Source organism: Sphingobacterium suaedae (genome assembly GCF_042684625.1).
GTDB lineage: Bacteria > Bacteroidota > Bacteroidia > Sphingobacteriales > Sphingobacteriaceae > Sphingobacterium > Sphingobacterium suaedae.
Map to the genome: position 1 here is coordinate 189,019 of NZ_JBHULR010000021.1, position 25,747 is coordinate 214,765.

16 protein-coding genes are annotated in these 25,747 nt (G+C 44.2%); 8 read left to right on the top strand and 8 right to left on the bottom strand.

The window, feature by feature from the left end; translation table 11 throughout:
* Positions 1–61 precede the first annotated feature (61 nt).
* Positions 62–2,464 (bottom strand): S9 family peptidase, encoded by a 2,403-nt coding sequence (locus ACFSR5_RS20140; protein WP_380906358.1) that lies wholly within the window; start codon positions 2,462–2,464, stop codon positions 62–64.
* A 480-nt stretch (positions 2,465–2,944) separates the two neighbouring features.
* On the opposite strand from ACFSR5_RS20140, the gene ACFSR5_RS20145 reads away from it, so the two are divergent.
* The 4 genes from ACFSR5_RS20145 to nrdF all read left to right on the top strand — a co-directional run bounded on the left by ACFSR5_RS20145 (position 2,945) and on the right by nrdF (position 6,775).
* The gene (locus tag ACFSR5_RS20145; RefSeq protein WP_380906360.1) at positions 2,945–3,178 is read left to right on the top strand and encodes a thioredoxin family protein; all 234 of its coding nucleotides are present in this window, start codon (positions 2,945–2,947) and stop codon (positions 3,176–3,178) included.
* Positions 3,179–3,204: 26 nt separating this feature from the next.
* Positions 3,205–3,612, top strand: a complete 408-nt coding sequence (gene nrdI, locus ACFSR5_RS20150) for a class Ib ribonucleoside-diphosphate reductase assembly flavoprotein NrdI (RefSeq protein WP_380906362.1) — start codon at positions 3,205–3,207, stop codon at positions 3,610–3,612.
* Positions 3,572–5,677, top strand: a complete 2,106-nt coding sequence (gene nrdE / locus ACFSR5_RS20155; RefSeq protein WP_380906364.1) for a class 1b ribonucleoside-diphosphate reductase subunit alpha — start codon at positions 3,572–3,574, stop codon at positions 5,675–5,677. The genes nrdI and nrdE overlap by 41 nt, the downstream gene beginning before the upstream one ends.
* 114 nt (positions 5,678–5,791) lie before the next feature.
* Positions 5,792–6,775 carry a class 1b ribonucleoside-diphosphate reductase subunit beta gene (gene nrdF / locus ACFSR5_RS20160; protein ID WP_380906365.1) on the top strand — a complete coding sequence of 328 codons (984 nt, stop codon included), beginning with the start codon at positions 5,792–5,794 and terminating at the stop codon, positions 6,773–6,775.
* Between the two features lie 141 nt (positions 6,776–6,916).
* Here the strand turns inward: nrdF and ACFSR5_RS20165 are convergent, their stop codons facing one another.
* The 7 genes from ACFSR5_RS20165 to ACFSR5_RS20195 form a co-directional block, all read right to left on the bottom strand.
* A complete protein-coding gene (locus tag ACFSR5_RS20165; protein ID WP_380906366.1) occupies positions 6,917–8,482 on the bottom strand; it encodes a RagB/SusD family nutrient uptake outer membrane protein in 1,566 nt (521 codons plus the stop codon).
* 19 nt (positions 8,483–8,501) lie between these two features.
* Entirely contained in the window at positions 8,502–11,624 is a 3,123-nt protein-coding gene (locus ACFSR5_RS20170; RefSeq protein WP_380906368.1) for a SusC/RagA family TonB-linked outer membrane protein, read from the bottom strand.
* 487 nt (positions 11,625–12,111) lie between these two features.
* A complete protein-coding gene (locus ACFSR5_RS20175) occupies positions 12,112–13,731 on the bottom strand; it encodes a RagB/SusD family nutrient uptake outer membrane protein (RefSeq protein ID WP_380906370.1) in 1,620 nt (539 codons plus the stop codon).
* A gap of 21 nt (positions 13,732–13,752) precedes the next feature.
* Positions 13,753–16,788: a SusC/RagA family TonB-linked outer membrane protein gene (locus ACFSR5_RS20180; protein WP_380906371.1), complete on the bottom strand. Its 3,036-nt coding sequence runs from the start codon at positions 16,786–16,788 to the stop codon at positions 13,753–13,755.
* A 369-nt stretch (positions 16,789–17,157) separates the two neighbouring features.
* Positions 17,158–18,873 (bottom strand): GMC oxidoreductase, encoded by a 1,716-nt coding sequence (locus ACFSR5_RS20185; protein WP_380906373.1) that lies wholly within the window; start codon positions 18,871–18,873, stop codon positions 17,158–17,160.
* A 3-nt stretch (positions 18,874–18,876) separates the two neighbouring features.
* Positions 18,877–19,356 carry a gluconate 2-dehydrogenase subunit 3 family protein gene (locus ACFSR5_RS20190; protein ID WP_380906374.1) on the bottom strand — a complete coding sequence of 160 codons (480 nt, stop codon included), beginning with the start codon at positions 19,354–19,356 and terminating at the stop codon, positions 18,877–18,879.
* Positions 19,357–19,403: 47 nt separating this feature from the next.
* Complete coding sequence (locus ACFSR5_RS20195) at positions 19,404–20,069, bottom strand: HAD family hydrolase (RefSeq protein ID WP_380906376.1); 666 nt, start codon at positions 20,067–20,069, stop codon at positions 19,404–19,406.
* 747 nt (positions 20,070–20,816) lie between these two features.
* Between ACFSR5_RS20195 and ACFSR5_RS20200 the strand changes: the two genes are divergently transcribed.
* The 4 genes from ACFSR5_RS20200 to ACFSR5_RS20215 all read left to right on the top strand — a co-directional run bounded on the left by ACFSR5_RS20200 (position 20,817) and on the right by ACFSR5_RS20215 (position 25,380).
* Positions 20,817–21,428 (top strand): fumarylacetoacetate hydrolase family protein, encoded by a 612-nt coding sequence (locus ACFSR5_RS20200; RefSeq protein ID WP_380906377.1) that lies wholly within the window; start codon positions 20,817–20,819, stop codon positions 21,426–21,428.
* Between the two features lie 107 nt (positions 21,429–21,535).
* Positions 21,536–23,263 carry a M23 family metallopeptidase gene (locus ACFSR5_RS20205; RefSeq protein WP_380906379.1) on the top strand — a complete coding sequence of 576 codons (1,728 nt, stop codon included), beginning with the start codon at positions 21,536–21,538 and terminating at the stop codon, positions 23,261–23,263.
* Positions 23,264–23,299: 36 nt separating this feature from the next.
* Entirely contained in the window at positions 23,300–23,761 is a 462-nt protein-coding gene (gene bcp / locus ACFSR5_RS20210; RefSeq protein ID WP_380906380.1) for a thioredoxin-dependent thiol peroxidase, read from the top strand.
* Positions 23,762–23,910: 149 nt separating this feature from the next.
* Entirely contained in the window at positions 23,911–25,380 is a 1,470-nt protein-coding gene (locus ACFSR5_RS20215; RefSeq protein ID WP_380906382.1) for a glycine--tRNA ligase, read from the top strand.
* Positions 25,381–25,747: the final 367 nt, after the last annotated feature.

The following is a 25,747-nucleotide window of genomic DNA, read 5'->3' on the forward strand; positions in this document are numbered from 1 at the left end:
GATACACGTACAAAAAAGAGTCTTTGAAAAACAAAGACTCTTTTTATGCGTATCGAAATCGTTAATGCTTTAAATATTTCTCTAGAAACTGATCCTGTTCCCACAATGTATGCAGAATATTTTCTTCCGATGCATACCCGTGCGATTCAAAAGGGAGCAGCACCATGCGAACGGGCGCCCCGAGATTCTTCAGCGCCTGAAAGTAACGCTCTGTCTGTAAGGTAAACGTACCCGGGTTATTATCCGCTGCCCCATGTATCAGCAGCATCGGGGTTTTCATTTTGTCGGCATGCATGAAAGGTGACATAGTGTTGTACACCTGCGGTACATCCCAGTAGTTGCGTTGTTCCGATTGGAAACCGAATGGTGTTAGGGTACGATTATAAGCACCCGATCGGGCTATACCGACCGCGAACGACTTCGAATGTGTCAAGAGGTTCGCTGTCATAAACGCCCCATAGGAGTGCCCCCCTACACCGACTTTGGTACGATCAATATAACCCAGTTTATCCACTGCATCAATAGCAGCCTCCCCATTGGCTACTAATTGTTCGATAAATGTATCGTTTGGTTCGGTAGTACCTTCACCAATAATTGGAAAAGCAGCATCATCCAGCACGGCATACCCTTTGGTTACCCAATACACAAATGACCCGTAGGACGGATAGGTGAATTCGTTCGGATTAGCGGTATTTTGCCCGGCCGTCTGTTTATCCTTGTATTCGGTAGGGTAAGCCCAGATCAGTAATGGAAGTTTCTCCTTCTTGGCCTTATCATATCCTGCCGGCAGATAAAGCGTCCCGGTTAGATCTACACCGTCCTTCCGTTTATAATGAATCACCTCTTTATGTACACCATCAAGCCCTTTGAACGGATTTTCAAGCTGCGTCAAGGCAATCGCTTTTCCCGATTTCATATTTTTCGTGTAATAATTCGGGTAGTCTGTGGGCGACTGCAGGGATACCAAAATATCCCCTTTATCCACATCCAAAATAGCAGATATATCTTCTTTCTTGCCCTTCACTTGGGAGGTGTACAGCCGCTTTTTCTTTAAGCTCCCGAATTCCAGTTCCTCTACAAACGGAAATTGTCCGTCTTTTGTATAGCCATCACCAATCCAATACGTTTTTTTATTTTTTACAAGCATAACGTACGCTCCAAATTCGTTGCGTTCCATATGTACGCTTCCGGGGTCACTGTACACATCTTGCGAATTGCGCTCGGAAACCAGTTTCTTTTCTTTTGTTGATGGATTTAAAAGAAATATTTTTTCATTCCTCGTATCATACCAGCGTGTGTAGACGAGCGCGTGTTCTTTGTCTCCCCAAATAATTCCCGCATACCGATCGGTGATTTTCATTAAAGACACGGGGGCTTCCGTAAAAGGTAGATCCCACGAGAAAATCTCGTCGCGAAACTCCACCTTCTTAGCCGCATCTCCTTCGTCCAAAGCCTCCACATAAACCAATGAGGATGGTAGGTCGTTTCGCCAGCTCATATTGCGTTTTCCTTTTCGTGTCGAGGAGAAACCTTTAGGCATCACCTCAATCAAGGGCGTTTCATTAACGACACGGATCAATTTACCATCCGTATCGTACACCGAAGTTTTTTGCGGAAAGTTATAAAAAGGCACCACATACGAAAAAGGTCTGCTCAAGGTGGTCACCAACACGTACTTCCCGTCTGGCGAAAACGACCGTTGTGTATATATCGCCGCATCTAAGATCTTGGATTGCTGCCCGTTTAAGTCGACACGGTATAATTCGGAGGCAGTGAGTGTCTCGAAATTCGTCTCATCCTGGGGCGTTTTTAACAAGTCTTGATACGTTCTCAATTGAGACACTTGCCCACCACTCGTGGAAACCGTTGGCCCCTTAGGGAGCGCTTTTTCGGTATCAATCAGATCCGCTCGGCCCGCGGGCAGCTTGCTTATTAACAATCGTTGTCCATCTCGAAACCAGCTATAGGGCGTCCCCATACTGGCATTTAAATCGTCGTCGGTAATTTGTTTTGCCGTTGCAGATTGCAGATCGACCACCCAAAGCTGCACTCCTTTGGCAGTGGTATGCGTGAATGCGAGGTGTTTCGAGTCCGGAGAAAATCCCAAATTGGCTATTTTCGCAGGGCTTGGAAGCCCGTTTATCTGCGTCTCTTTTTCTGCCCCAAAGCGTTTAACCTTTAAATTATTCATATAGACTGTCGCTCCACTTATATTCGTGACCGGATTGATGCGTAAACCGCCGAGGCGGGCCTCGGGCTGGTTCAATTCATCCAGCCCCTTATAGGTAGGCCTGTACGATAAGATCAGCCACTGGTCGTCCGGACTCATACTGACGCTGGGCGGACGCTGATAATCCGCTAGTTGCAAAATCTCTGCGGAAGGCTTCTGAAAAGTGATACTCTCCTGCGCTTGTACGCAGCTAAGCAGGGATAAAAAAAGTAAAAGGTTAAAGAATAGTTTCATATATGTGTTAGTTTCTGCTAAAATAAACATTATTTAATAAATCTGTACATACGCTGCTTGGTATTCCCTCCGGATCGGGGCGTATCCGGGGGGGATAACAGGCGAACGCCGGTTGACAAAACACCAACACCTTCACCCACAGAAGGAAGGAAAAATCCGTCAAAATTCAATCAGTTTTCCACATTATAAACACCTAAAATTTTACTGTATTTTTACCGTAGAATTTCGGCCACAAAGGCCTTTTTAAAGTTTTCAACATTCTTATCACAAACTGTTGCTCAGTATTTTACATTAAAAAACAAGCAGGGAAGGCGGTTTATTCCCAAGTTTTCCGCGGCATGTGGAAAAGTATCACTCCCACTCCGAATTAAAATATTGGATATTTGTTAGGCTTGAGATGCACATCTGCTCCAAGTTTCGTGTTTTTAACTTCTAGGTTGCGGGAGATAACCCGCACCGCAAATTAAACTTAACAACAACATGGCAAGAATCATTAAATTCGAAAAAAATGACTGTGCACCATGCGCACAAGTGTCAGCGTACTTAGATAACAAAGGTATCCGCTATGAAACGGTTAATCCTTTTGATCAGCCTGATTTAGCAGCTAAGTTTAAAATCAGGACTGTTCCTACTGTTCTTGTTCTAGACAATGAAGAAGTTCAACAACGCATCATTGGTTTCAAACCAGAAGAATTGGCCACAATAGCACTTTAATAAGTTTCACCCAAATCAAGCGAGATATGGTTCATCTATATTACGATTCGAAAACGGGAAATGTACAGCGTTTCATTCATAAAGTGATACAGATCACCGGTTGGCACGCGCATAAAATAGAGGATGGTTTAGATGTCCCGGAGGCAGGACATCTTATTACCTACACCACCAAACTGGGATGTGTGCCGGATTACACAAAACAGTTTATGGATAATCATGCCCACAAAATCTATTCGGTGACATCGAGTGGAAACAGAAATTGGGGAAAGAACTTTGGGCTGGCCGCCGACAAAGTATCCGAAGATTACGATGTTCCATTAGCCATGAAATTCGAGCTTTCAGGCACCATGGAAGATATTAATCAATTTATTGACATAATTAAACACCAGTACAATGATAGCAAACGAGGTAGCAAAAAATTGGATATTGCTTAATAATGAGATCATGATTAAGCATGATGACGAGTACAGCTTACACAAAGATAAAGAAGCTGTGCGCGCCTATTTCTTGGAATATGTAAACAAGAATACAGTATTCTTTTATACACTCAAAGAAAAAATAGATTACTTAATAGAAAACAACTATTACATCGACTTTTATGAGTGGTTTACCTTCGAGCAAATAGAAGAAGTATTCAACTTTGTATATGCGAAAAAATTCCGCTTTCAGTCTTTCATGGCTGCTTTCAAATTTTTTCAAAGCTACGCGTTACGCGACGATTCTGGTGAAAAATTCCTAGAACGCTATGAAGACCGTGTTGTCGCAGTGTCTTTATTTTTGGCTCGCCAAGAGGGTGTACAAAAAGCTATCGAGTACGCCGAAATCATGATCAATCAAGAATATCAACCCGCTACCCCGACATTCTTGAACGCTGGTAAGAAACGTTCCGGTGAGCTGGTTTCCTGCTTTTTGGATGAGATCGGTGACAACCTGAACGGTATTGGTTATGCCGTAGATTCGGCCATGAAGCTATCTTCTATCGGTGGCGGTGTTTCGTTTAATATTTCCAAAATCCGCGCACGCGGCGAAGCCATAAAAGGAGTCGACGGTCGTGCCGGTGGCGTATTGCCCATTATGAAGATCATGGAAGATACCTTCTCCTACGCCAACCAATTGGGCCAACGTCCAGGCGCTGGAGCCGTATACCTGAACATTTTCCACTCGGACATCGAGGAATTCTTGGATTGTAAAAAGATCAATGTCGACGAAAAAGTACGTATTAAATCCCTTTCCATCGGCATCATTGTACCGGATAAATTCATGGAGCTTGCAGAGAAGGACGAAGCATGCTATCTGATCTATCCACATACCGTTATGCAAGAGTACGGCCAATACCTCGATGAATTGGATATGGACGTCATGTATGATGAACTGATTACGAATCCAAATGTGAAAAAGAAGAAGATTAATGCACGTCATCTGTTGGTTCGTATTGCGCAAACCCAAAAAGAGTCAGGCTATCCTTATATTTTCTTTAAAGAAAACACAAATAAAGTCCATGCATTAAACGGACTTGGAAAAGTAAAATTTTCTAACCTATGTACCGAGATTATGCAAGTGTCCGAAGTGTCTGACATTAACATCTATGGACAAGAAGATACCATCCGATATGGTATATCGTGTAATTTGGGTTCCCTGAACATCGCGACGGTCATGGATAATAAGCGCATCAAAGAAACCGTTAAGACAGCGATGCGCGCGTTGACGGTAGTAACCGATGTGACCAATATCGATATGGTCCCTTCTATCGCGAAAGCAAATAGAGAACTTCATTCCGTTGGATTGGGTGCGATGAACTTACACGGGTTCCTAGCGAAAAGTTTTATCATGTATGAATCAACGGAGGCCCTTGACTTCGCAAATACATTCTTCATGATGATGAATTATTATTCCTTAGAAGCTTCTATGGAAATCGCGAAAGAGCGCGGAGCTACGTTCACCGGTTTTGAGAAATCAGCCTATGCGGACGGAACCTACTTTGACCGGTACACATCCCGCGAATACACGCCGACGACCGATAAGATTAAAGAACTGTTTGAAGGCATACATATTCCAACAAGTCAAGATTGGGAAAACCTGAAAGCACAGGTGAAAGAACATGGCATCTATCACGCTTACCGTTTGGCTATCGCTCCGAACCAGTCGACGTCCTACATTATGAATGCAACAGCTTCTGTTATGCCGGTGGTTGATATTATCGAAGTGCGCGAATACGGGGACAGCACGACCTATTATCCTATGCCTTATTTGACAAACGACAATTACTTCTACTTCAAATCGGCCTACGACATGGATCAGTTCAAAGTGCTAAAACTGATATCGGTTATACAACGGCATATTGACCAAGGCGTTTCGACAATTCTTCATACGAATTCAAAAGATTCTACGAGAGATTTAGCGAAATACTATATCTATGCGCATAAATTAGGTCTGAAATCCTTATACTACACCAGAACAAGGAAATCGACCGTCGAAGAATGTATCTCCTGTTCCGCATAACAGGCCCACTGGAAATAAAAAAATTAAACACATAGCAGACGAGAAATCGGAAACCTGTTTATCCTGTGATAGACCGTTTCCGATTTCGTGTCTCCACTCTCAAGACGATTTAACATGAAACAATTTACCGCCGTAAACTGGAATACACCAGACAACGATTACGTATTGATGTTCTGGGAACAAAATATTAAGCAATTTTGGATCGATACCGAATATATTCCCTCCAAAGATATCGACAGCTGGAAAGGTCTCAGCTGGGATATGAAGGAATGTTATAAGAAAGCGCTGGGCGGACTAACCCTGTTGGACACGCTACAGAGCCACACGGGCATGCCGAAAATCATCGATCATATCGGTTCGCTTCAAAATAAGGCTGTTTTATCCTACATGTGTATGATGGAAGCGATCCACGCCAAATCCTATTCCACCATTTTTACGACGGTATCCACAACCAATGAGATCAACGACGTATTCGGCTGGGTAAAAGAAAATAAATTTCTACAATACAAAGCCAGCACGATTGACAAATATTACCGGGCTATTGACAAAGAAAATGTTACCGACGAAGAGCTGTTTATGGCGTTAGCTGCTTCGGTACTTTTGGAGTCCTTCCTATTCTATTCCGGTTTCTTCCTGCCGCTATGGTTATGCGGACAGGGACAGATGGTCGCGTCAGCTGATATTATCAAAAAAATTGTAGCGGATGAATCCATTCACGGGGTATTCGTCGGCTTGATCGCTCAAGAGGTTTTTAGCCGCTTATCAAACAAAGAAGAAGTGAAAGCACGTTTCTTGAATCTGCTGAACGAATTGTATGAAAACGAGCTCAAATACACGGAAGAGCTGTACACCGTGGTAGGCTTAACGGCTGAAGTGAAGGAATATGTACGTTACAACGGAAACAAGGCGCTGATGAATTTAGGATTCGATCCTATTTTCGAAGTAAAACAAGTCAATCCAATCGTATTAAATGGCCTAAACACGGAGACCACACAGCACGACTTCTTCTCTAAAAAGTCGACCAACTATGAAAAAGCCATGGAAATCGTACATTTAAAGGACGACGACTTTAAAATGGAAGTATCCGTAGAGGTATAAACAAACATACCCGTATCATACCTACAAGCCTGGCTGATCTACTTTACAGCCAGGCTTTTTTGCGTCATAGGCGGAGACACCTTTCAAAAAAAACGGGGAGGAATCGCCTGACCCCTCCCCGTTTGCTTCAGAAAGCAAAAATTAATACCCTTCGTTTTGTGTTAGCTTAGTATTGCGTTGCAGTTCGTCCATCGATATCGGCCACACCAAATCAGTTTGCTTAAATACAGCTCCCGAAGCGTTCGAAGCCCCTACCAGATTTTGATAGGTTACTACACCCTTTTGGGTAGCAGAGATCACTGGAAACTTCTTTGTGCGCAAACAATCATCCCACATTTTAAACTCCAATGGCAGTTCGCGTAACCGTTCCGTCCAACACTCTTCGACAAACTTCTGTGCCGATAATGCCTGCAGTTCTGTCGTGTACGAAGCGATGCTCTTCCCGGTCACGTCTGCGCGCGCTTTGATTTGCGCCAGATAGCCTGCTGCCTCCGCATTCACCGAACCAGTAGATTTTACAAGGGCTTCCGCAGCAATCAAGAGCGCTTCTGCATAACGATAGATGTTCCAGTCTTTTGTCCCCCGACCAGTGGATAACAGTGCCGTCTCATCGTAAAAGTACCATACACCAGCTGTTGTGGAAGTCCACGTTTTGCCGTTGTCAGGATTGGTATATTCCCAGTGATAGAATTGATTTGGTTTAATTCGGAGGTCATTCGGCGTATAGACATTCAAGAAGCGATCTGTCGGCCCATAAATACGTTCGAAAATAGAATACGTATCGAATACCGAGGTTGCGGTAGAACTAAATGCATAAGTCGGCCACCAGCTACTGTTGCTTATTGTTTCGTCAAATTCATACGAATAGATAGTTTCGGGAAGATTGTCCTGGGTACGCAGTTTATTATACGCACTGTTTTCAGCTAGGTCCGTATTCGTCGTTAAACTATGGGGCGAGTTGGTCACTATTTTTGCATAAGTCGCGGCCTGCTCATATTTTTCTTGCTGTAGGTACACGTTGGCTAACGCCATGGCAGCAACGAACTTCGTAATTCTCCGACCATTATCCAAAAAAGCCGTGGCGGGCAATACGTCAACAGCTTCTTGTAAATCCGCTTCGATAAGTGCGTATACCTCATTTATACCTTGCCGTTCCAAATATAGATTTTCCAAATTTTCATATGGCTCAGTGCTCAGCGGAAGTGGACCAAATGTCTTCACCAAATAAAAGTAGTTGAATGCGCGGAAGAACTTTGCTTCGGCTACCAATACGGCCCTTCTTTCTTCATCCATATCAATGGTCGGGATATACTTTATAGCGCCATTTGCAATATTGATCGCTTGATAGGACTCATTCCAAATTGTATTCATCGTATTGGATACAATACGTGTGTTCTGTTGACGCGTTAGCAATCGGGCATATTGGGTAATAAGTTCCTGCCCCTCGTAGCTATTTGTAAAATATCCGGTCAGCATGGTATTGATAGAAGCTGTCGGCCCAATGTAGGCACTGGGAGCTACGCCATAACGCACGGGAGCTCCTCTCCGATACATCGAATTGATATTCTCAATGGCTTGCGCTTCATTCTCATAATATATATTTCTGTTCAGATCCGATAACGGAGTCTCCTCTAGAAAGCTTTCACATGAACTGAATCCAAGGACACCTCCACATAATAAGCTCCAAACAATATTTCTTATTTTCATCTTGAATTTCATTAATAATTTACAATGTTAGATTTAAGCCAAACGTGAACATTTTTGCTCTAGGATAAGAGAAAAACGTAATGTTCTGCCCAAATTCATTATTTGGCCCCTGTGATGTACTTTCTGGATCGTACCCTTTGAAATCCTTCGAGGTAATCACCCAGGGATTACTTGCATTCGCATAAATACGTAACGCCGATACGCCCAGTCTTTTCGCTACTGCAGCATCAAAACTGTAACCAAACTGAATCAAGTTAAACCGCAGGTAAGAGCCGTCAACCACCCAAGAGGAATCCACATTGGTGTCTTGACCGGCATGCCCTCCGTTTGTCAAATAAATAGCCTGTTGCTGTGTATTCGGATTAGACCCGTTATACGCATCTGTCAAGATTTCCTTCAAGCCATTGGTAATCCCAAAACGATCGTAGGTCGAGTGGAAAAACTGCTGCATGGTTTCTACACCGTACACAAACTGCAGATCCAAGGTCAAATCAAAATTCTTGTAATTCCATGTATTGATAAAGCTCCCGGTAAAATCTGGAACGCCCTTCCCAAGAATCTGCTGCGTAGCCGAACGTCTCGGCCTACCAATTTTGCTCTCCTCTATTTCTCCACGTTCAAAATCCTCAACAGTATATATCCCATTACGTTGGTAGCCGTAGAAACTATTTAAGTTTTCACCGACGCGGATAATACTGTTGGGTCCGCCGACCCAATTATTCATCAAAATATCCTCATCGTTTTCTCCTAATTGAAGGACCTTGTTTTTATTGTAGTTCATATTAAACGTAGCGTTCCAAGAGAAATCTTCACGTTGTACAGGCGTACCGTTAATCATGAGGTCTATTCCTTGGTTTCGTACCGATCCTACATTTTCCATCACAGTCAAGAAACCCGTCGATCCAGGTAGCGGTCTGGCTAACAGTAAGTCTTTCGTTGTCCGGTTGTAATAAGACACATCAAAATTCAACCGGTTGGCAAACAAACCTAACTCCAAACCGACGTCGTACGTTGCTGTACGCTCCCATTTCAGATTCGGGTTAGGCATCGTATTGATAAACGAATAACCAGAGCGCGAGCCATTTAGTAAGATGGTACCTGATTCGACCATCGCCAAAGAGCCGTAGGGATCGATTTCCGAATTTCCGGTTAAACCGAAACTGCTATGTAACTTTAAGTTGCTGATCAACGGATTGCTCTTCAAGAACTCCTCATTGGAAATGTTCCAAGCCAATCCCAAAGACGGGAAAAAAGCAAACTTATTGTTGGCTCCGAATTTCGAAGAACCATCGTACCTACCGGTCACTGTTGCCGAATAACGATCATCATACGAATAAGCTGCACGCATGAAATAGGAATTCATTGCCCATTTGTCGTAAGCCGATTCAGGGGCTTGTGGGATACTGCCCACGCCCATGTCGTTCCAGTCGAAGAAATCATTAGTAAACCCTTCTGTACGCGAACCATTAAAATTCATCGTACGCCCTTGCCAGGATAGACCGGCCATGGCATTAATACGATGCTTATCGAACGTCTTATTATAGGTCAGGTAGGTCTCTTCCTGCCAATACAGCACATCTTCGCTTTCTATCTCCGCCCAGCCATTTGGCATGGAAATATTGTTCAATGTAATGGAAGAATACCCTTTATAATCTTTACGCTGTTTGTCAACCCCGATTTGCGTTTTTAAATCCAAACCGTCCATCAAGTGAAAAGTAAAGGCCGCATTACCAAAGATCTGGGTGTTATAGCGCATACGTTTTTGTAAATCCAGGATAGATACAGGATTAGACATACCTTCGAATCCCAACGGTAACGTCGATGAAGATGAGTTTGTGTACGTACCATCGGGTTCGTAAACCGGCAGCCAAGGCAGCATCTCGATCATGGTACGGCGCGCTTCCTGTCCACCTCCATCTTCTGGTGTAAATCTTCCCCAAGTATGGTTGACGGTTAAGTTCACGGCTGTTGAAAGCCAATCTTTTGGTTTAGCATCATACGCCAATTTACCGTTGATCCGCTTATTGTCGGTATTCCGCACGATCCCCTGCTGATCCGAGTAATTCAAAAAAGCACCGACGGAAGATTTCTCATCGCCCTGCTGGATGTTAATCTGATGATTTTGGGAAATCGAGTGACGAGTTGCCTCTCGTTGCCAATCGGTATCGTAAATCGGGTTACCGTTACTATCAAAATAATTTGGATCATTGAACCAAGACTTTTTATCCAAGGACCAAGACTTCCCTTGCCACTTATTCTCATTCTCCAGGCCAATCATAAAAGCGTCGACCCACTCTTGAGCGTTCAAGAGATCCATATACCGTTGCACCGAATTAGACGTCACGGAGCCTTGATAACTGATCGATTTGGTACCGTCTTTATTTCCGCGCTTTGTCGTCACGAGAATAACACCATTCGCTCCACGCGCTCCATAGATAGCAGCTGATGATGCGTCTTTTAAGACCTCAATCCGCTCGATATCATTCGGGTTCAACAGATGGAAATTCTCCATGACCACACCATCTACCACGTAAAGCGGATTGGAAGATGAATTGATTGTCGCCTGTCCGCGGATGACCACACGATTTGCATACGCGCCGGGCTGACTGGAATTGGAATAGATGTTCACCCCCGCCGCCTTACCGCGTAAATTTTCCAGCGCGCTGAAACTTTGGTTCTTGATCATATCCTGTCCCTTTACCATGGAAATGGAACCGGTTACATCCGATTTACGCATTGTACCGTATCCAACGACCACGACCTCATCCAATGATTCTCCGTCGGGTTCTAACGGGAAATCTACATTTGCTGTACCTACGGGCAACTCAATGGGCTTGTATCCGACGAAGGTACAGACCAACATTTGTCCCGCACTAGCCTGTATGCTGTACGCGCCACTTTCATCGGTCTGCGTGGCCGTGGTCGTGCCCCGTACGCTGACGGTCGCCCCAGCTATAGGGTCGCCTGTTTTCGCGTCGGTGACGCGTCCGGAAACGGTTTGTTGTTGCGAAAGATCTGTCGAAGACGTTAAATTAGTTGAGTTGATGTTGGCATAAGTTTGACCATAGCTAGTCGCCAGGATGGCCAATGAGAACGCATAGAGTTTCCCCTTGGATAGCTTTAGTTTGTCAATGTTCCACATAAATTTAATGTTTGTAAAATATAGTTTAGCCGTACGATGTACCGATTTTCTTGTCGATCAGCACGCGCTTCACAGGATGTGAAACAGGGCGTGACAGGCTTAAATCAGTATAACGTTAACACGAATTAACACATTTAGTTTCGAACAAAAAAAACTTTTCCGAACTTTCTTGTTCATTTTAAACCTTTTAGCAAGCTCGCTAAAACGATATTAGCATAGAAATAACGGTTAAAAAACAGCTTAAAGAAAGAATTAGTACCGAAAGGGCTGTAGTAGTAAATAACTACTAATAAAGAGGGATCTGCTAAAAGAAGCGTAACAAAAGCGTCGCGGACAATGGGGCAGGGAGACGACAAATAAAAAGGGCCTGTGCATGACAAATCACAAGCCCTTTATGCTTTTTTAAGGAATCCTAGATCATCCTAATGGCGGCTCAATAGCGAGATCCGTATGGTCAATCCAAGATTTCACCATAACTTCAGTATGCTCAATAACCCGGGTTTTGTTTTAGATTCGGGTTGATCGCAATCTGCGTTTGCGGTATAGCAAATAACTCTTTATTCGCGTCATTCGAAGGTTCGTGGTCCCACCACGCAGCCGTCGTGAATTTGCCGAACCGGATCAGATCCGTCCGCCTTTTCCCTTCAAAAATAAACTCCCGCCCGCGCTCAGCCAAAAGCTCATCCAGCGTTAGCGTAGCGGCCGTATATTGTGCGGATGCCCAATCCGCATTAGAAAATGCGCGCTTCCGGCATGTGTTGATCAGCTCCACCGCTTCGGCATCTGCTGTACCCCCATTTTTACGCATGATGGCCTCCGCTTTATTGAAATAGATCTCCGTCAACCGATAGATAATATAGTCGTTTTCCTGATAATTCGGATTGTCTAGCGTACCCGACTTATACTTATGGAACCGCGCTCCCGAGTTTTCTTCTCCCTCCGCCATGGAGCCTTCCGACGTCACATCTCCTTCACTTTCCCGGCGGATGGAGTTAACGTATGCAAATGGTTTTCCATTCCATTCTTCGGTTCCCAACACCTGTTGGTTTGTACCATACTTGTACTGCGGCCCAAAAAGAAACCAATCTTTCTTTCGGAGATCGTTTTCTGCATAGGCATCAAACGCCGAAGGGATTACCACAAAAGCATTCCAACCGCCGTAACCAACTTTCAATACCTCTTTAATATTATCGTATCCCATAAAGAATCCTCCCCAATCAAACGTAAATCCAGCTTTTCGGCTGTATTGAAATTGAAAGAGGGATTCTGGATTCGCACTATTGTCGTTAGCAAATAACGTATTGATATCTTGAGCGAGCTTCGGTGTGCCGCCAATTCCCCCTGCCTGCCCCGAAATGATCTTGTCGCAGGCCGCTATACAATCGTCCCACCGTTCATTTCCGGACCACTTCTCCGCGTTCAAATAGAGCTCTGCCAACATGGCATAACCCGCTGCTCGTGAAACCTGGCCGATATTCTCCGCGCTCGTTGCCGGTAATAGATCGACATTCGCCTTGATTTCTTGTTCGGCAAAAGCAAACACTTCGGAACGGGGACGTGTCTCTGGATTCAACGGGTCTCCGACTTTTGTCACTAAAGGAACATTCCCCCACATGTCCATGATCTTCATATAATGATAGCCCCGAAGAACCTTCAGTTGCGCCACCATCGTTGCTCGCTCGTCTTCTGTCATTCCCACTCTGGCTAAGTCGAGCTCCTCAATATCCGAAATCGCTGCGTTCACATACGCAAGTCCACCCCATAACAATTCCCATCCGATGCGCATCCTGTTTTCATTATCTGTCCAGGTATGATAATGCATTCTAAAATGGTCTCCTCCATCATAGCCATGCCTTCCTTTTTGTGGCCAGGCCAATTGGTCGGCACTGAGTTCGGAATGATAATAGTAGCCATTTTGGCCAGTAGGAGCCAACCACGCCTGCATATGTGTAAACGGTCGTAACGCCGCTTGATTCACCTCCAATTTATTATTATAGAAATTGTCTTTATTTAACGAACTATACAACGTTTCATCCAGATTAGTACAACTCGAAATTAACATCCCTCCAATGAGCAGGTTAATTCCACCCAATACATTTATTTTCATCTGTCTCATTTTTCATAAAATTTAAAAACCAACATTTAAACCGATCGACCATGATTTGGTACGCGGATAGAATCCCCGCCAGTCAATTCCCGCGTCAAAACCTGTATCTTTAATTTCAGGATCAAGACCGGAGTATCCAGTAAACGTCGCAATATTTCGCCCTGTGGCATATACATACAAGTTACGGACATAGCTTGTTTTCATTTTTATATTGTAGCCAAGCGTAATATTATCCAGTTTAACAAAGCTTCCATTTTCCAAGTAATAGTCTGAATATTGCGGATCGTCGTTCAATTGCCCATGCTTCGTAAAAGCCTCTTCTAATACGTTATTTGGCAACCATTTTTTATTTGCAAAATACAGTTGTGGCGTATTTAATATATCGAACTTGAACTTACCACGGAAAAATACGGTGAGATCAAAACCTTTATAGGAAAAACGATTGCCAAACGAGGCCTGGAATTTTGGTACGCCATTTCCGATGTAGGTTAAATCGTCGTTATTAATTTCTCGCGCCAAAGCGGTAGAACCATCCGCTTTATAAAATAACCATTTTCCTTCGTCTGTAAAACCAGCAAAGCGTTTGCCATAAAATGCGCCTACTTCGCCTCCCTCCTCCAGACGGATTGCACTACCCAAGTTTCCGGGAGACGGTAATCCTCCGTACTCCAACCAATCATTTTTGTAGATTTCGTTCGATAGCTTTGTTAGACGATACTTCTGATAATTTCCGGTAAAATCGATGCTCCAAGAGAAATCATTTCGTTGCATGGCCAACGCCGACACCTGAAGCTCAATACCCTTGTTACTTATCGATCCCACATTTGTAAAAATACCGCCTGGTAGATACGATGGCATTTGTGCTCTAAAATTGAATAAAAGATCTACGGTATTGCGACTGTACACATCCAACGCGCCAGTTATGCGATTATTCAAGAAGCCAAAATCAACCCCTAAGTTCCATTCCTGTTTTTGCTCCCATCGTAGATTCGGATTTGGATTTTTATTGGGTCCATACGTTTGGTAATAAACACCATTTTGTGGATATACTCCCCCAGTACCCAGGGTGATAAGGGATTGATAGTTTCCAATGTCCTGGTTCCCGGTCACCCCGTACCCCAACCTCACTTTTAAATTGCTAATTGCTGGATTATCCGCTAAGAAACTTTCTTCGGTGATCGTCCATCCTGCCGAGATCGCCGGGAAATTACCCCATTTATAGTTAGCGCCAAAACGAGAAGAACCTTCTCGTCTATAAATCGCACTTACAAAGTATTTACGCTTATAGTTGTAATTGACACGACCGAAAAAAGCGATTAAGGTGTTATCCTCCTTAAACGATCCCATGCCCGGGCGGGGCAATTTGTCATTCGTAATCGCGGTTCCCGAACCCAAATTCCAGTCTAAAAAGCCATCTGTTGTAAAACCGTTATTATTCACATTGAATCGCTCCAACGTGCCATATTGATAACTATAACCCAATAAACCTGTCACATTATGTTCCTCGTTGAATGTCTGGTTATAATCAAACATTGTTTCAAAAGTCTTTGTCCATGACAATTCATTGCTCTTGGAGGCGTATCCCATCCCTTGGTAGTTCGAGTTAAGTCTTTGATCCCAGTCCAATGTTGAGCGGTAATTCCTATCATTGAAATTGTCCCGAACATAGGAACCAAATGCGGTCCAGCTCAATTGGTCTATAAGTTGCAATTTCACTCGAGCATCTCCCGAAAACGTCTGTTGCTCGCGTTCATCTATCCGATAAGCATAGCGGCTTAATGGATTATAATTGTTGTAAGCCTGCGTTTGGTAAAATGTCCCATCGGGATTGTACAGCGGAGCAGTAGGATTTCGTTGCACAGCTTGCTCGAAATCCGGAACATTTCCATTGTCATCCGATTTCCCACCCAGTAAATTCGCTTTATTGAAGTTGGCAGCTATATTCACATCAAAGGTTAGCCGATCCTGAAGACCTGTTTGTGAGGCACTGATACGCCCACCAAACTGATCCCGACCGTTCTGTACGGCGACGCCATTCGCGTCTTCATAATTGAGTGATACGCGATAACTGGATTTTTCACCTCCACCTGTGGCCGCGAAATTATGAAAATGCGAGAAATTATTCTTGTCGATTAATTCATCGAAAAGATCTGTTGATGCCCCGAGGTCCTCCTTTTCGTCTATCTCCCCTTGCGCGATATAGTCGCGAAATTGACTAGCACTTAACATATTGGGCCTTTTTGCGACGAATTCCCGCTGGCCGTAGGTAAAATACTCAAACTGGGGGTCGACATTTTTACGTCCCTTTTTTGTGGTCACTAAAATTACGCCGTTATTCCCTCTAGTGCCATATATTGCGGCAGCTGAACCATCCTTTAAGACATCTATGGATTCTATATCACCTTGTTTAACAAGGTCCAAGTTACCGCCTGGAATACCGTCGATGACCACTAACGGACTTAAAGCGCCATTCACAGAGCTCATTCCTCTAAGCTGTATACTTGTGCCCGAATTCGGATTGCTTCCGTGCTGTCTGGTAATATTTAAACCGGCAACTTTCCCCTGAACCAACTCCAAAGGACTTCGCATACCGCCGCGGTTGAAATCCTTTTCCTTTACAGAAGCCACAGCAGATGTAACTTCGCTTTTCCGTTGTGTTCCGTATCCAACGACCACCACTTCTTCCAACGCAGATTCATCGGATTGCAGGGAGAAGTTTACCGTACCCGAACCGACCGTTAACTCTGCTGTTTTGTACCCCAGAAAACTTGCCGTTAGGACCTGACCCGAGCTTGCTTCAATGGAAAACATTCCTTTATCATTTGTTTGCGACGCGGTTGTCATCCCTTTTACGGTAATCGTCGCGCCCACGATGGGTTGCCCGGTATTGGCATCTTTGACGGTTCCGTTGACAGTTTGCTGAGCTGGCACGCCGTACATCTTCTCTTTCGTCAGATCAGGGCGTGCATGGAGTTGACCATAGCTCGTTGCGAGAAGGGCGAGCGGAATAATCCAAAGCCTGCTTCCACTTTTTTTAAGTTTGTCAGAATTCCACATAAGTTTAAAGTTTGTTAAGTTGTAGTTTAGCTAGCACGTTTTTCCAAATGGACAATCATAATTCCCCGTTCTTCGTCAAAAAAGGAGTTACAAAAGCCGGTTTATAATCCGTAAACGTTAACACGAATTAACACATTTAGTCTGAAACAACAAAGCCTTGCAGCAATTTCACATCTGATTTTAAACCTTTTAGCTACATTGCTAAAACGATATTAGCACCGACGGCGTGCATGGAAAACCAAGAAATAATAAAGGTTATATGGAAACGGATTTATGGGGAAGATAACCCAAAAAATTTTTTTTGCTAAAAAGAAAAAAAAATGCCCGGTCTTTACAACCGAGCATGTTTACGAGATCATTAAACTGCGTCTAGATATTTCCCTTTTTCATTTCGCTTACCGCATAATCAACCGAACGTGCGGAAAATGCCATATAGGTAAGCGAAGGGTTTTGCGTAGAGGTGGATGTCATGGCTGCACCGTCCGTCACAAAAACATTCGGCACGGCGTGCATTTGGTTCCATTTATTCAGCATCGATGTTTTTGGATCTGTTCCCATGCGCACGCCTCCCATTTCATGGATATCCAGCCCGGGAGCTTGCCATCGATCGTCCCGACGAATATTTGTAAAACCAGCTTCTACAAACATCTCCTCCATCGTATCCAGATAATCCTTCTTCATTTTTTCATCGTTATCGTCGTAGTCCATGTTAATTTTTAACAAGGGCACATCCCAAGCGTCTTTTTTCTGTGCATCCAGGGCGACATAACTCGAGGCCTTCGGAATCGTTTCACCCATCATATGCGATCCTACTCCCCAATTCCCGAGTGTGGGGTTTAACAAATTGTTTTTCAACTCTTTCCCAAAACCGGAGCGGTCTGTGTTCGAGGAGCGCCATGCGCCGAATCCGGCTGCATATCCTCGTAAAAAATCCATCTCTTGTTTATGCAGGTTTCTAAATCGAGGAATATATCCTCCCCCTGCAGGGTTTCGACCCGCTGTCTTAAAATCGAGAAGACCATCATATTCCGCATAGATACGGGCGCTATAATTGTGAAAAGCGACGTACTTGCCTAATGTTTCGCTATCGTTACCCAATCCGTTCGGGAACCTGCCCGACCGCGAATTGAGAAGAATTAGGTTGGTATTAATAGCCGCTGCATTTACAAAGATCAGTTTGGCATAAAAATCCATTTCTTCCTTCGTATTCCTATCGATAACCTTTACGCCAACAGCGCGCTTCTTGGTTTCATCATAGAGTATAGAATGAACAACCGAGTCGGGTCGCAAGGTCATATTTCCGGTCTTGGCTGCCCAAGGCAAGGTCGAAGCATTCGAACTAAAGTAACCACCAAATGGACAGCCTCGTTGACACAACGTCCGATTTTGGCATTGTGTCCTGCCTTGTTCGATGTGTATCGGTTGCGGTTTGGAAATATGCGCGCACCGGGCAGATATCACTTTGCGCGCCGGATATTTAGCTTCCATTTTCTGCTTGAAATATTTCTCCACCACATTCAACGGATAAGCGGGCAAAAACTCTCCGTCTGGTAATTCGGGTAAACCATCCCGATTTCCAGATATACCGGCGAAACGCTCTACGTAATCATACCATGGTTTTAAGTCCGCATAGCGTATCGGCCAATCCACTGCAAACCCATCTCGTGCCGGCCCCTCGAAGTCGAAATCAGACCAGCGTTGTGTCTGCCGTGCCCACAACAAAGATTTACCACCTACCTGATATCCGCGGATCCAATCAAATGGTTTGTCCTGTATATAAGGATGCTCATTGTCCTTAACAAAAAAGTGTGCGGCATCCTCATGAAAAGCGTAACAACGATTAACAATCGGATTTTCTTGTTGCACTTTATACGGCATTTCTCCCCGGTGTTCAAATTCCCAAGGATACATATTTGTGGTGGGATAGTCTTTCACGTGCTGCACATCTCTCCCGCGCTCCAGCACCAAGGTTTTCAACCCACGCTCGGCTAGTTCTTTCGCCGACCAACCACCGCTGATGCCCGAACCGATGACGATGGCGTCATACGTTCTGTCTTTCTGCGAATCTATATTTATATTTGCCATGTCTTACGCATTCACTTTTACTGCCCCATCATATCGACCAGGGATCAATTCATACTTTAGTTTATTCTTCATGACATATTCCGAATTTAGATAGCCTTGTACCGTACGTTGTTTTAAAATCTTCAGAAATACATCCTCTTTTTCCAGCGTATTCAAATACGAAATGACCGCATCCGCGGGCTTCTCGGCCAACGGCGACGCGTCTTCTAATCCCTTAATGAACAATTTTTGATCTTCGGGGCTATGGCAGTCATCAACCATCTTCATCACGAACAGGTGTATATGAAGTTCTTTTGCCCCCGGACTGTCCGTCTTGGGAATGATTGCATCCACCAAATTGGCGAGCAATGCTTCGTCCGAGGCGGTGAATGCGACATTGTTCAATGCGATAGACGCGGAATTGCTCTTTGTCGAGCAAGAGGTAGCGATCATCATCCCTCCCGCCAAAACAAACAATTGCTTGATGGCCAATCTTCTATTCATATATCTTTGGTATTAAAGCTTCTAAATTAACTATAAAAATCGAACAATTACGACGGGTGTGAAGACAGCAAGATCTGCGAAACCTCCAACAAGTTTTCCACGAGGTGGGAAGCTTTTTCCAGCTTCGGTCGCTCCACAGCCTGTCTGGAAACCGCGATACAGGTAATCCCAGCGTCTTGTGCAGCTTTCAGCCCGGTTGACGTATCTTCAATAGCCACCACGTGTTCGTTGGCTACCCCAAGAAGAGCCACAGCTTGTAAGTAAGGTTCAGGGTTAGGTTTTGCATACTCCACATTCTCCCGGGTAACAAAAAATTCAAAATACGGCAAGAGACCATGATGACCCAATACGGTGTCTACCGTCGTTTGGTAACTGGAGGTCACCAATGCCATACGCTTGCCCGCTTGTTGCAATGCGTCTAAAATTTCCCTGGCATAAGGCATAAGCGCAATCTTGGTCATATCAGCCTTTGCATAGGCCGCCCGCGTTTCCTTCCACATAAATTCTTCCGTCGTATCAATCCCCCAATGCTCCTTTAGAAACTGGACATTCCGCACCAAGGTGTGTCCAGCAAAATAGCGGATCCAATCGTCAAAATTTATTTCTAGTCCGAAATGCATAGCGAGCAAAGGTTTCCAATTGCTATAGTAAAAATGCTCCGAGTCAATGAGCGTTCCATCTAAATCAAACAGGACGGCTTCTATATGTTCCATTCGATAAATGTAACAGTATTCTCTCAATTTAAAGGAATTATAGTGTATTTTTTACACCTTCTTAAAAACATCCTAAATAAACTGAGTCCGAGCACACATCTGCCAGCGTATCGCGATACCCTATATAGGGGGTTTAAGTCAGGAATTTGTTCAAAAAAAGGCATCAGGACAATATGAACCTGCCCGTCTTGCGGATATATGCTGACAGAACCAAAATCGACCGCATTGCCCAACGCGTATGCGACTACCACCAACCTAAGGTGTGCCGCGTCAATCACGTCGGCAATGCAAAATGTAAATGCCCCATCACGGACATGTACAAAATTCCGAAGCCACCTTCATGCTTTACCGTTGCGCAGGGCGCGTTCAGACGGCCTTTCCAGAAAAGGCACCATCAATTCCCTGTTTAAGTATCGCCATAATAAGCTATTTATTATAATCAAAACAACAAATTATCAATCTGATAATAAGGTTAAAATAAATGAGAAAATTCGAAAATTTTATGGGGAGATATATAGCCATACTCTACAACCCCTCTATAATACTTCCTTACACCTTCATAATAAGACTATTTTCTACTGTATTCCCACCCCGTGTTATATCCTTCTCTTGGATAAGGCTATAAGATTTACTAAGTTTGTTAAACCACGTTTTTACGCGTTTTCAGAAACCAAACTACCATCGTACGCCATGGCTCTAACAAGCCTGATCGTTTGGTTTACTTCTGAAAACATAGATTTTACATATATGAAGATACTTGCAGTAGGCAGAAATTATATCGATCACGCCAAAGAACTGAATAACCCCGTTCCCTCCACTCCGGTGATATTTATGAAACCGGATACAGCGGTGCTGAAAGACAACAAAGATTTTTACTATCCCGAATTTTCCAACGATATTCACTATGAAGTAGAAGTGGTTATTCGCATCTGCAATGAAGGCAAGCATATTGCCCCAAAGTTTGCACATAAATATTATGACGCTGTTGGTCTAGGAATAGATTTTACGGCACGAGATATCCAATCTCAACACAAGGACAAAGGCCTGCCTTGGGAGCTGGCGAAGTCATTCGACCATTCAGCCGTTATTAGCCCGCTCCTTCCGAAAGAGGAGTTCGCCGATTTGAAAGACCTGTCTTTTTCGTTGCAAAAAAATGGCAATACGGTGCAATCGGGCAATACGAAAGATATGATTTTCGACTTCGACACCCTATTAGTCTTCATCTCCCAATATATCACCTTGCGCAAAGGAGACCTTATATACACGGGCACGCCAGTCGGCGTAGGAGCTATTGCCATTGGCGATAAATTTGAAGGGTTTATTGGTGCTCGATCGATGTTTACCTGCTACATCAAATAGGACCCATACGAGAGTCTTCACAGAAAACGACAAAAACAGTATACGGGTATGAACAGTTAGCATGGCTTTTGCAGCGTAAGCGCGTACATATTTTAAACAAACGATTGATGAAAAAATATAGTGTATTCTTGGCGTGTTTGACTTCCGTATGGGGCGGTCTGAATGCGCAGAATAAAGACATTATCACCTCTAGAACATATCCCCAGGGCTATTTCCGAAATCCGCTGAATATCGCTCCGGACGCATCGGGAACCTTCGGAGAACTGCGTTCTACGCATTTCCATGCCGGCGACGATTACCGCACACAACAGCGGGTAGGCTTGCCTTTGCACGCGGCTGCCGAAGGGTATGTGTCGCGTGTCCGAGTACAGATTGGAGGAGGAGGGAACTCAGTGTATATCGACCACCCTAATGGCTATACATCCGTATACCTGCATATGAATGCTTTCAATGATGTGATCACCAATATTGTCCGGGCGGAACAATATAAGCAGAAACGCTTTGATGTCGATGTAACCGTCGAACCAAATCAGATAAAACTCACCAAAGGGCAATATATTGGCGACGCCGGCAACACGGGCGGATCTGCAGGTCCTCACCTTCATTTTGAAATCCGGGACTCAAAGAGTCAGCATCCGCTCAATCCACAGCTTTTCGGATTGCGATTTACCGACCGCTTTAACCCGACAATCAACAGCATAATGGTCTATGACCTGAACAGTTCCATCTTCAATGAGCATACTCCTCGTCGACCAGTAACCGCCCGTGCTTTACAAAGCGGCCGTTATGTGTTAGCTTCCACAGCACCAATCACCGTGCACGGCAAATTTGGATTAGGGATAAACGCGGTGGATCGTCATCGTGCAGGCGGATTTCAGAATGGATTATATTCGATCGAGCTTTTCGTGGACGGAAAGGCACTGTCAACCGTCTTGTTCGAGGAGCTTGACTTCAATACATCTAGGGCCATTCATTCGTATATAGACTATCCTTATTGGAAAAAAACGAAAGCCAAAGTTCAAAAGAGCTTTAAAGATCCCGGAAACCCGATCGAAATTTTCAAAACACTGGAAAATCAAGGCGTTATCCAATTGCCCGAAGAAAAAATATACGACGTTAAATATGTCGTAAAAGATGCACAGGGAAACTGCAGTGAACTGAACTTTCAAGTAAAAAACGTGCCTTCACCCTCTGGAGCCGCTGAGCGCAAGCACCAAGGTGTCGCTTTATTCAAATACGACCAAGAGAACAGTTACCAGACCGACGCATTTCAAGTTCAGGTACCGAAAGGTGTCTTGTACGACAATGTTGATTTTGCTTACAGTACAGCGCCTCAGCCGACTGGTGGATATTCCGTAACACACCGGGTACATAACACGTTCACCCCATTATTCTCGGCATACGCTTTGCGTATTAAACCGACCAACCTCCCTACTCACCTCCAATCTAAAGCGTTAATCGCCTCGGCGGAAAACGGTGCGGAAGGGGGTAAATTTGATGATGGCTGGGTAACGGTCAACACACGCAATTTCGGGAGTTTTTACGTGGCCGTTGATACCATTGCCCCTACCATCGTGCCACGCAATTTCAGCCATGGTAAACGTGTTGCAGCACAAAGCAAGATCGACTTTACCATCCGCGACAACTTTTCAGGAATTCAGTCTTTTCATGCGTATATCGACGATCAATGGGTGCTGATGGAATACGACTCTAAAAACAGGCATCTGTGGCACCGCTTCGACCCTTCTTTACCGAAAGGTCAGCATACGTTCAAATTAGTGGTCACGGATTGGAAGGACAATGAAAAAACATATGAAGCTTCCTTTACCCGATAAGGGTTGTACAAAAACGAACAGAAAGAAAACGATTATATGACAACATTAGAAGTAGGCAATAAAGCGCCTGAAATTATCGCAAAAAACCAAACGGGAAATACTATCAAACTGTCTGATTTCAAAGGAAAAAAGGTGATCCTATACTTTTACCCAAAGGATAATACACCGGGCTGTACAACGGAGGCATGTAATTTCCGCGATAACTACCAGTCGTTGGTCAGTGAAGGCTTTGAAGTGCTCGGCGTCAGTATCGATAGTGAGCAGTCGCACCAGAAGTTTATTACGAAGTTTGACCTACCTTTCAACCTGCTAGCAGACGAAGAACAGCAGATTGTCAACGACTACGGTGTATGGGTAGAAAAAAACATGTATGGCAAGAAATATATGGGAACAGCGCGTACTACATTTGTCATCAATGAGGAGGGCGTCATTGATCATATTATAAAAAAAGTAGACAATAAAAATGCTTCTCAGCAAATCCGTGATCTGTATGTGTAAACGGTGAAGCCGTGTATGCGTCGAATCGCGAGCGGTACGACTGACGACGTGTGCTTCGATCCACACGATTTTACGTAGCGACATCTTCGCGCCTTTACCGTGATGCAACTTTACGTAAATCTAATATCTAATCTTTATATTTGCCTCTTATGAGCAAGCAAACAGACGATTTTTTCAAGAATATCATATCTCATGCTAAGGAATACGGATTTGTATTCCCTTCGAGCGAGATTTACGACGGCTTGAGTGCCGTGTACGATTATGGGCAGTTAGGTTCGGAACTAAAAAACAACCTAAAGACCTATTGGTGGAAATCCATGGTGCAGTTAAACGAGAATATTGTCGGTATCGATGCTGCAATATTCATGCATCCAACGACATGGAAAGCCTCTGGCCACGTGGACGGCTTCAACGATCCGATGATTGACAACAAGGATTCAAAAAAACGCTATCGCGCAGACCAATTGATCGAGGACAAAATTGACCGCTACGAAAAAGACGGCAAAACCGACAAAGCAGCCCAATTGCAGAAAGATCTGGACGATGCGCTAAACGCCGATGATTTAACTCGTCTAAAGACGATCATCGAAGAACATAATATTGTTTGCCCGATTTCCGGGACTAAAAACTGGACCGATGTGCGCCAATTCAATTTGATGTTTGCTACACAGATGGGCGCGATGGCCGACGGAGCCGAACAGGTCTACCTACGCCCGGAAACGGCGCAAGGGATTTTTGTTAATTTTTTGAATGTGCAGAAAACCGGCCGCATGAAAGTACCGTTTGGTATTGCACAGATCGGTAAAGCTTTCCGCAACGAAGTCATAGCACGCCAGTTTATTATGCGTATGCGCGAATTCGAGCAGATGGAAATGCAATTCTTCGTGCGCCCAGGTTCTGAATTGGAATGGTATGCTCAATGGAAAGAAACACGTTTAAAGTGGCATTTGGCGCTCGGATCCGATCCTGCAAAATATCGTTACCATGACCACGTCAAATTAGCTCATTATGCCAATGCTGCGGTCGATATCGAATATGAATTTCCATTCGGTTTCAAAGAGGTGGAAGGCATCCACTCCCGCACAGACTTTGATCTAAAACAGCATCAGGAATACTCCAAGAAAAAAATGCAATATTTTGATCCGGAGATCAATCAGAACTACATTCCGTATGTGATCGAAACGTCTATTGGGTTAGACCGTCTTTTTTTAACGGTATTAGCGAACTCACTCGTACAGGAGGACTTATCTACTGCTGATAAACAGGATTCCCGGGTAGTACTCAAATTTCACCCGTCTATAGCACCCGTTAAAGCAGCAGTATTGCCATTGACAAAAAAAGACGGACTACCGGAAAAAGCACGGGAAATCATGGCGAAACTCAAGCTGGATTTTAACATCCAATATGACGAGAAAGATGCAATAGGCAAACGCTATCGCCGTCAGGATGCGATCGGTACACCTTTTTGTATAACAGTGGATTACCAAACGCTGGAAGACAATACCGTTACGATCCGCCATCGGGATAGTATGGAACAGGAACGGGTTCCTGCCGCTGATCTGAACAATATTGTAGGCGACCTTGTGAGTTGGAATAACCTGTTAGAACAATTAGTATAACGTTTATCAATTTCCCATAAAGCTATCGCACTTATAAAAAGGGCAGTTTTTATGAATTGCCCTTTTTGTTGTTGGTGATTTTTGCCTACTCGTAGTCTACAATTCTTCTCCGTCCCATTCTTCATTAAGACGGATAATAAATATGGGTGTTGGTTGCAGACCGTTTAGGAGTTCTCCCCGGAACACCAGTTGCATGTTATTCCGGACGACATCTCCCAAAGAGAAACTGCGCAATAGTTATCCTCGCCATCGAACACTACCACCGTATAGGCAAGCGAAAACGGAGCGGAGATGTGTCCCAAGAACTGATGAAAGCTGATCTACTTGCCGCCCATAGCAAAAATTTGGCTTTAACTCAACCTCCGAT

Bases quoted from the DNA above. Each gene is read 5' to 3' on its own strand.
- ACFSR5_RS20140 (WP_380906358.1), bottom strand. From the start codon at position 2,464: ATGAAACTATTCTTTAACCTTTTACTTTTTTTATCCCTGCTTAGCTGC.
- ACFSR5_RS20145 (WP_380906360.1), top strand. From the start codon at position 2,945: ATGGCAAGAATCATTAAATTCGAAAAAAATGACTGTGCACCATGCGCA.
- nrdI (WP_380906362.1), top strand. From the start codon at position 3,205: ATGGTTCATCTATATTACGATTCGAAAACGGGAAATGTACAGCGTTTC.
- nrdE (WP_380906364.1), top strand. From the start codon at position 3,572: ATGATAGCAAACGAGGTAGCAAAAAATTGGATATTGCTTAATAATGAG.
- nrdF (WP_380906365.1), top strand. From the start codon at position 5,792: ATGAAACAATTTACCGCCGTAAACTGGAATACACCAGACAACGATTAC.
- ACFSR5_RS20165 (WP_380906366.1), bottom strand. From the start codon at position 8,482: ATGAAAATAAGAAATATTGTTTGGAGCTTATTATGTGGAGGTGTCCTT.
- ACFSR5_RS20170 (WP_380906368.1), bottom strand. From the start codon at position 11,624: ATGTGGAACATTGACAAACTAAAGCTATCCAAGGGGAAACTCTATGCG.
- ACFSR5_RS20175 (WP_380906370.1), bottom strand. From the start codon at position 13,731: ATGAAAATAAATGTATTGGGTGGAATTAACCTGCTCATTGGAGGGATG.
- ACFSR5_RS20180 (WP_380906371.1), bottom strand. From the start codon at position 16,788: ATGTGGAATTCTGACAAACTTAAAAAAAGTGGAAGCAGGCTTTGGATT.
- ACFSR5_RS20185 (WP_380906373.1), bottom strand. From the start codon at position 18,873: ATGGCAAATATAAATATAGATTCGCAGAAAGACAGAACGTATGACGCC.
- ACFSR5_RS20190 (WP_380906374.1), bottom strand. From the start codon at position 19,356: ATGAATAGAAGATTGGCCATCAAGCAATTGTTTGTTTTGGCGGGAGGG.
- ACFSR5_RS20195 (WP_380906376.1), bottom strand. From the start codon at position 20,069: ATGGAACATATAGAAGCCGTCCTGTTTGATTTAGATGGAACGCTCATT.
- ACFSR5_RS20200 (WP_380906377.1), top strand. From the start codon at position 20,817: ATGAAGATACTTGCAGTAGGCAGAAATTATATCGATCACGCCAAAGAA.
- ACFSR5_RS20205 (WP_380906379.1), top strand. From the start codon at position 21,536: ATGAAAAAATATAGTGTATTCTTGGCGTGTTTGACTTCCGTATGGGGC.
- bcp (WP_380906380.1), top strand. From the start codon at position 23,300: ATGACAACATTAGAAGTAGGCAATAAAGCGCCTGAAATTATCGCAAAA.
- ACFSR5_RS20215 (WP_380906382.1), top strand. From the start codon at position 23,911: ATGAGCAAGCAAACAGACGATTTTTTCAAGAATATCATATCTCATGCT.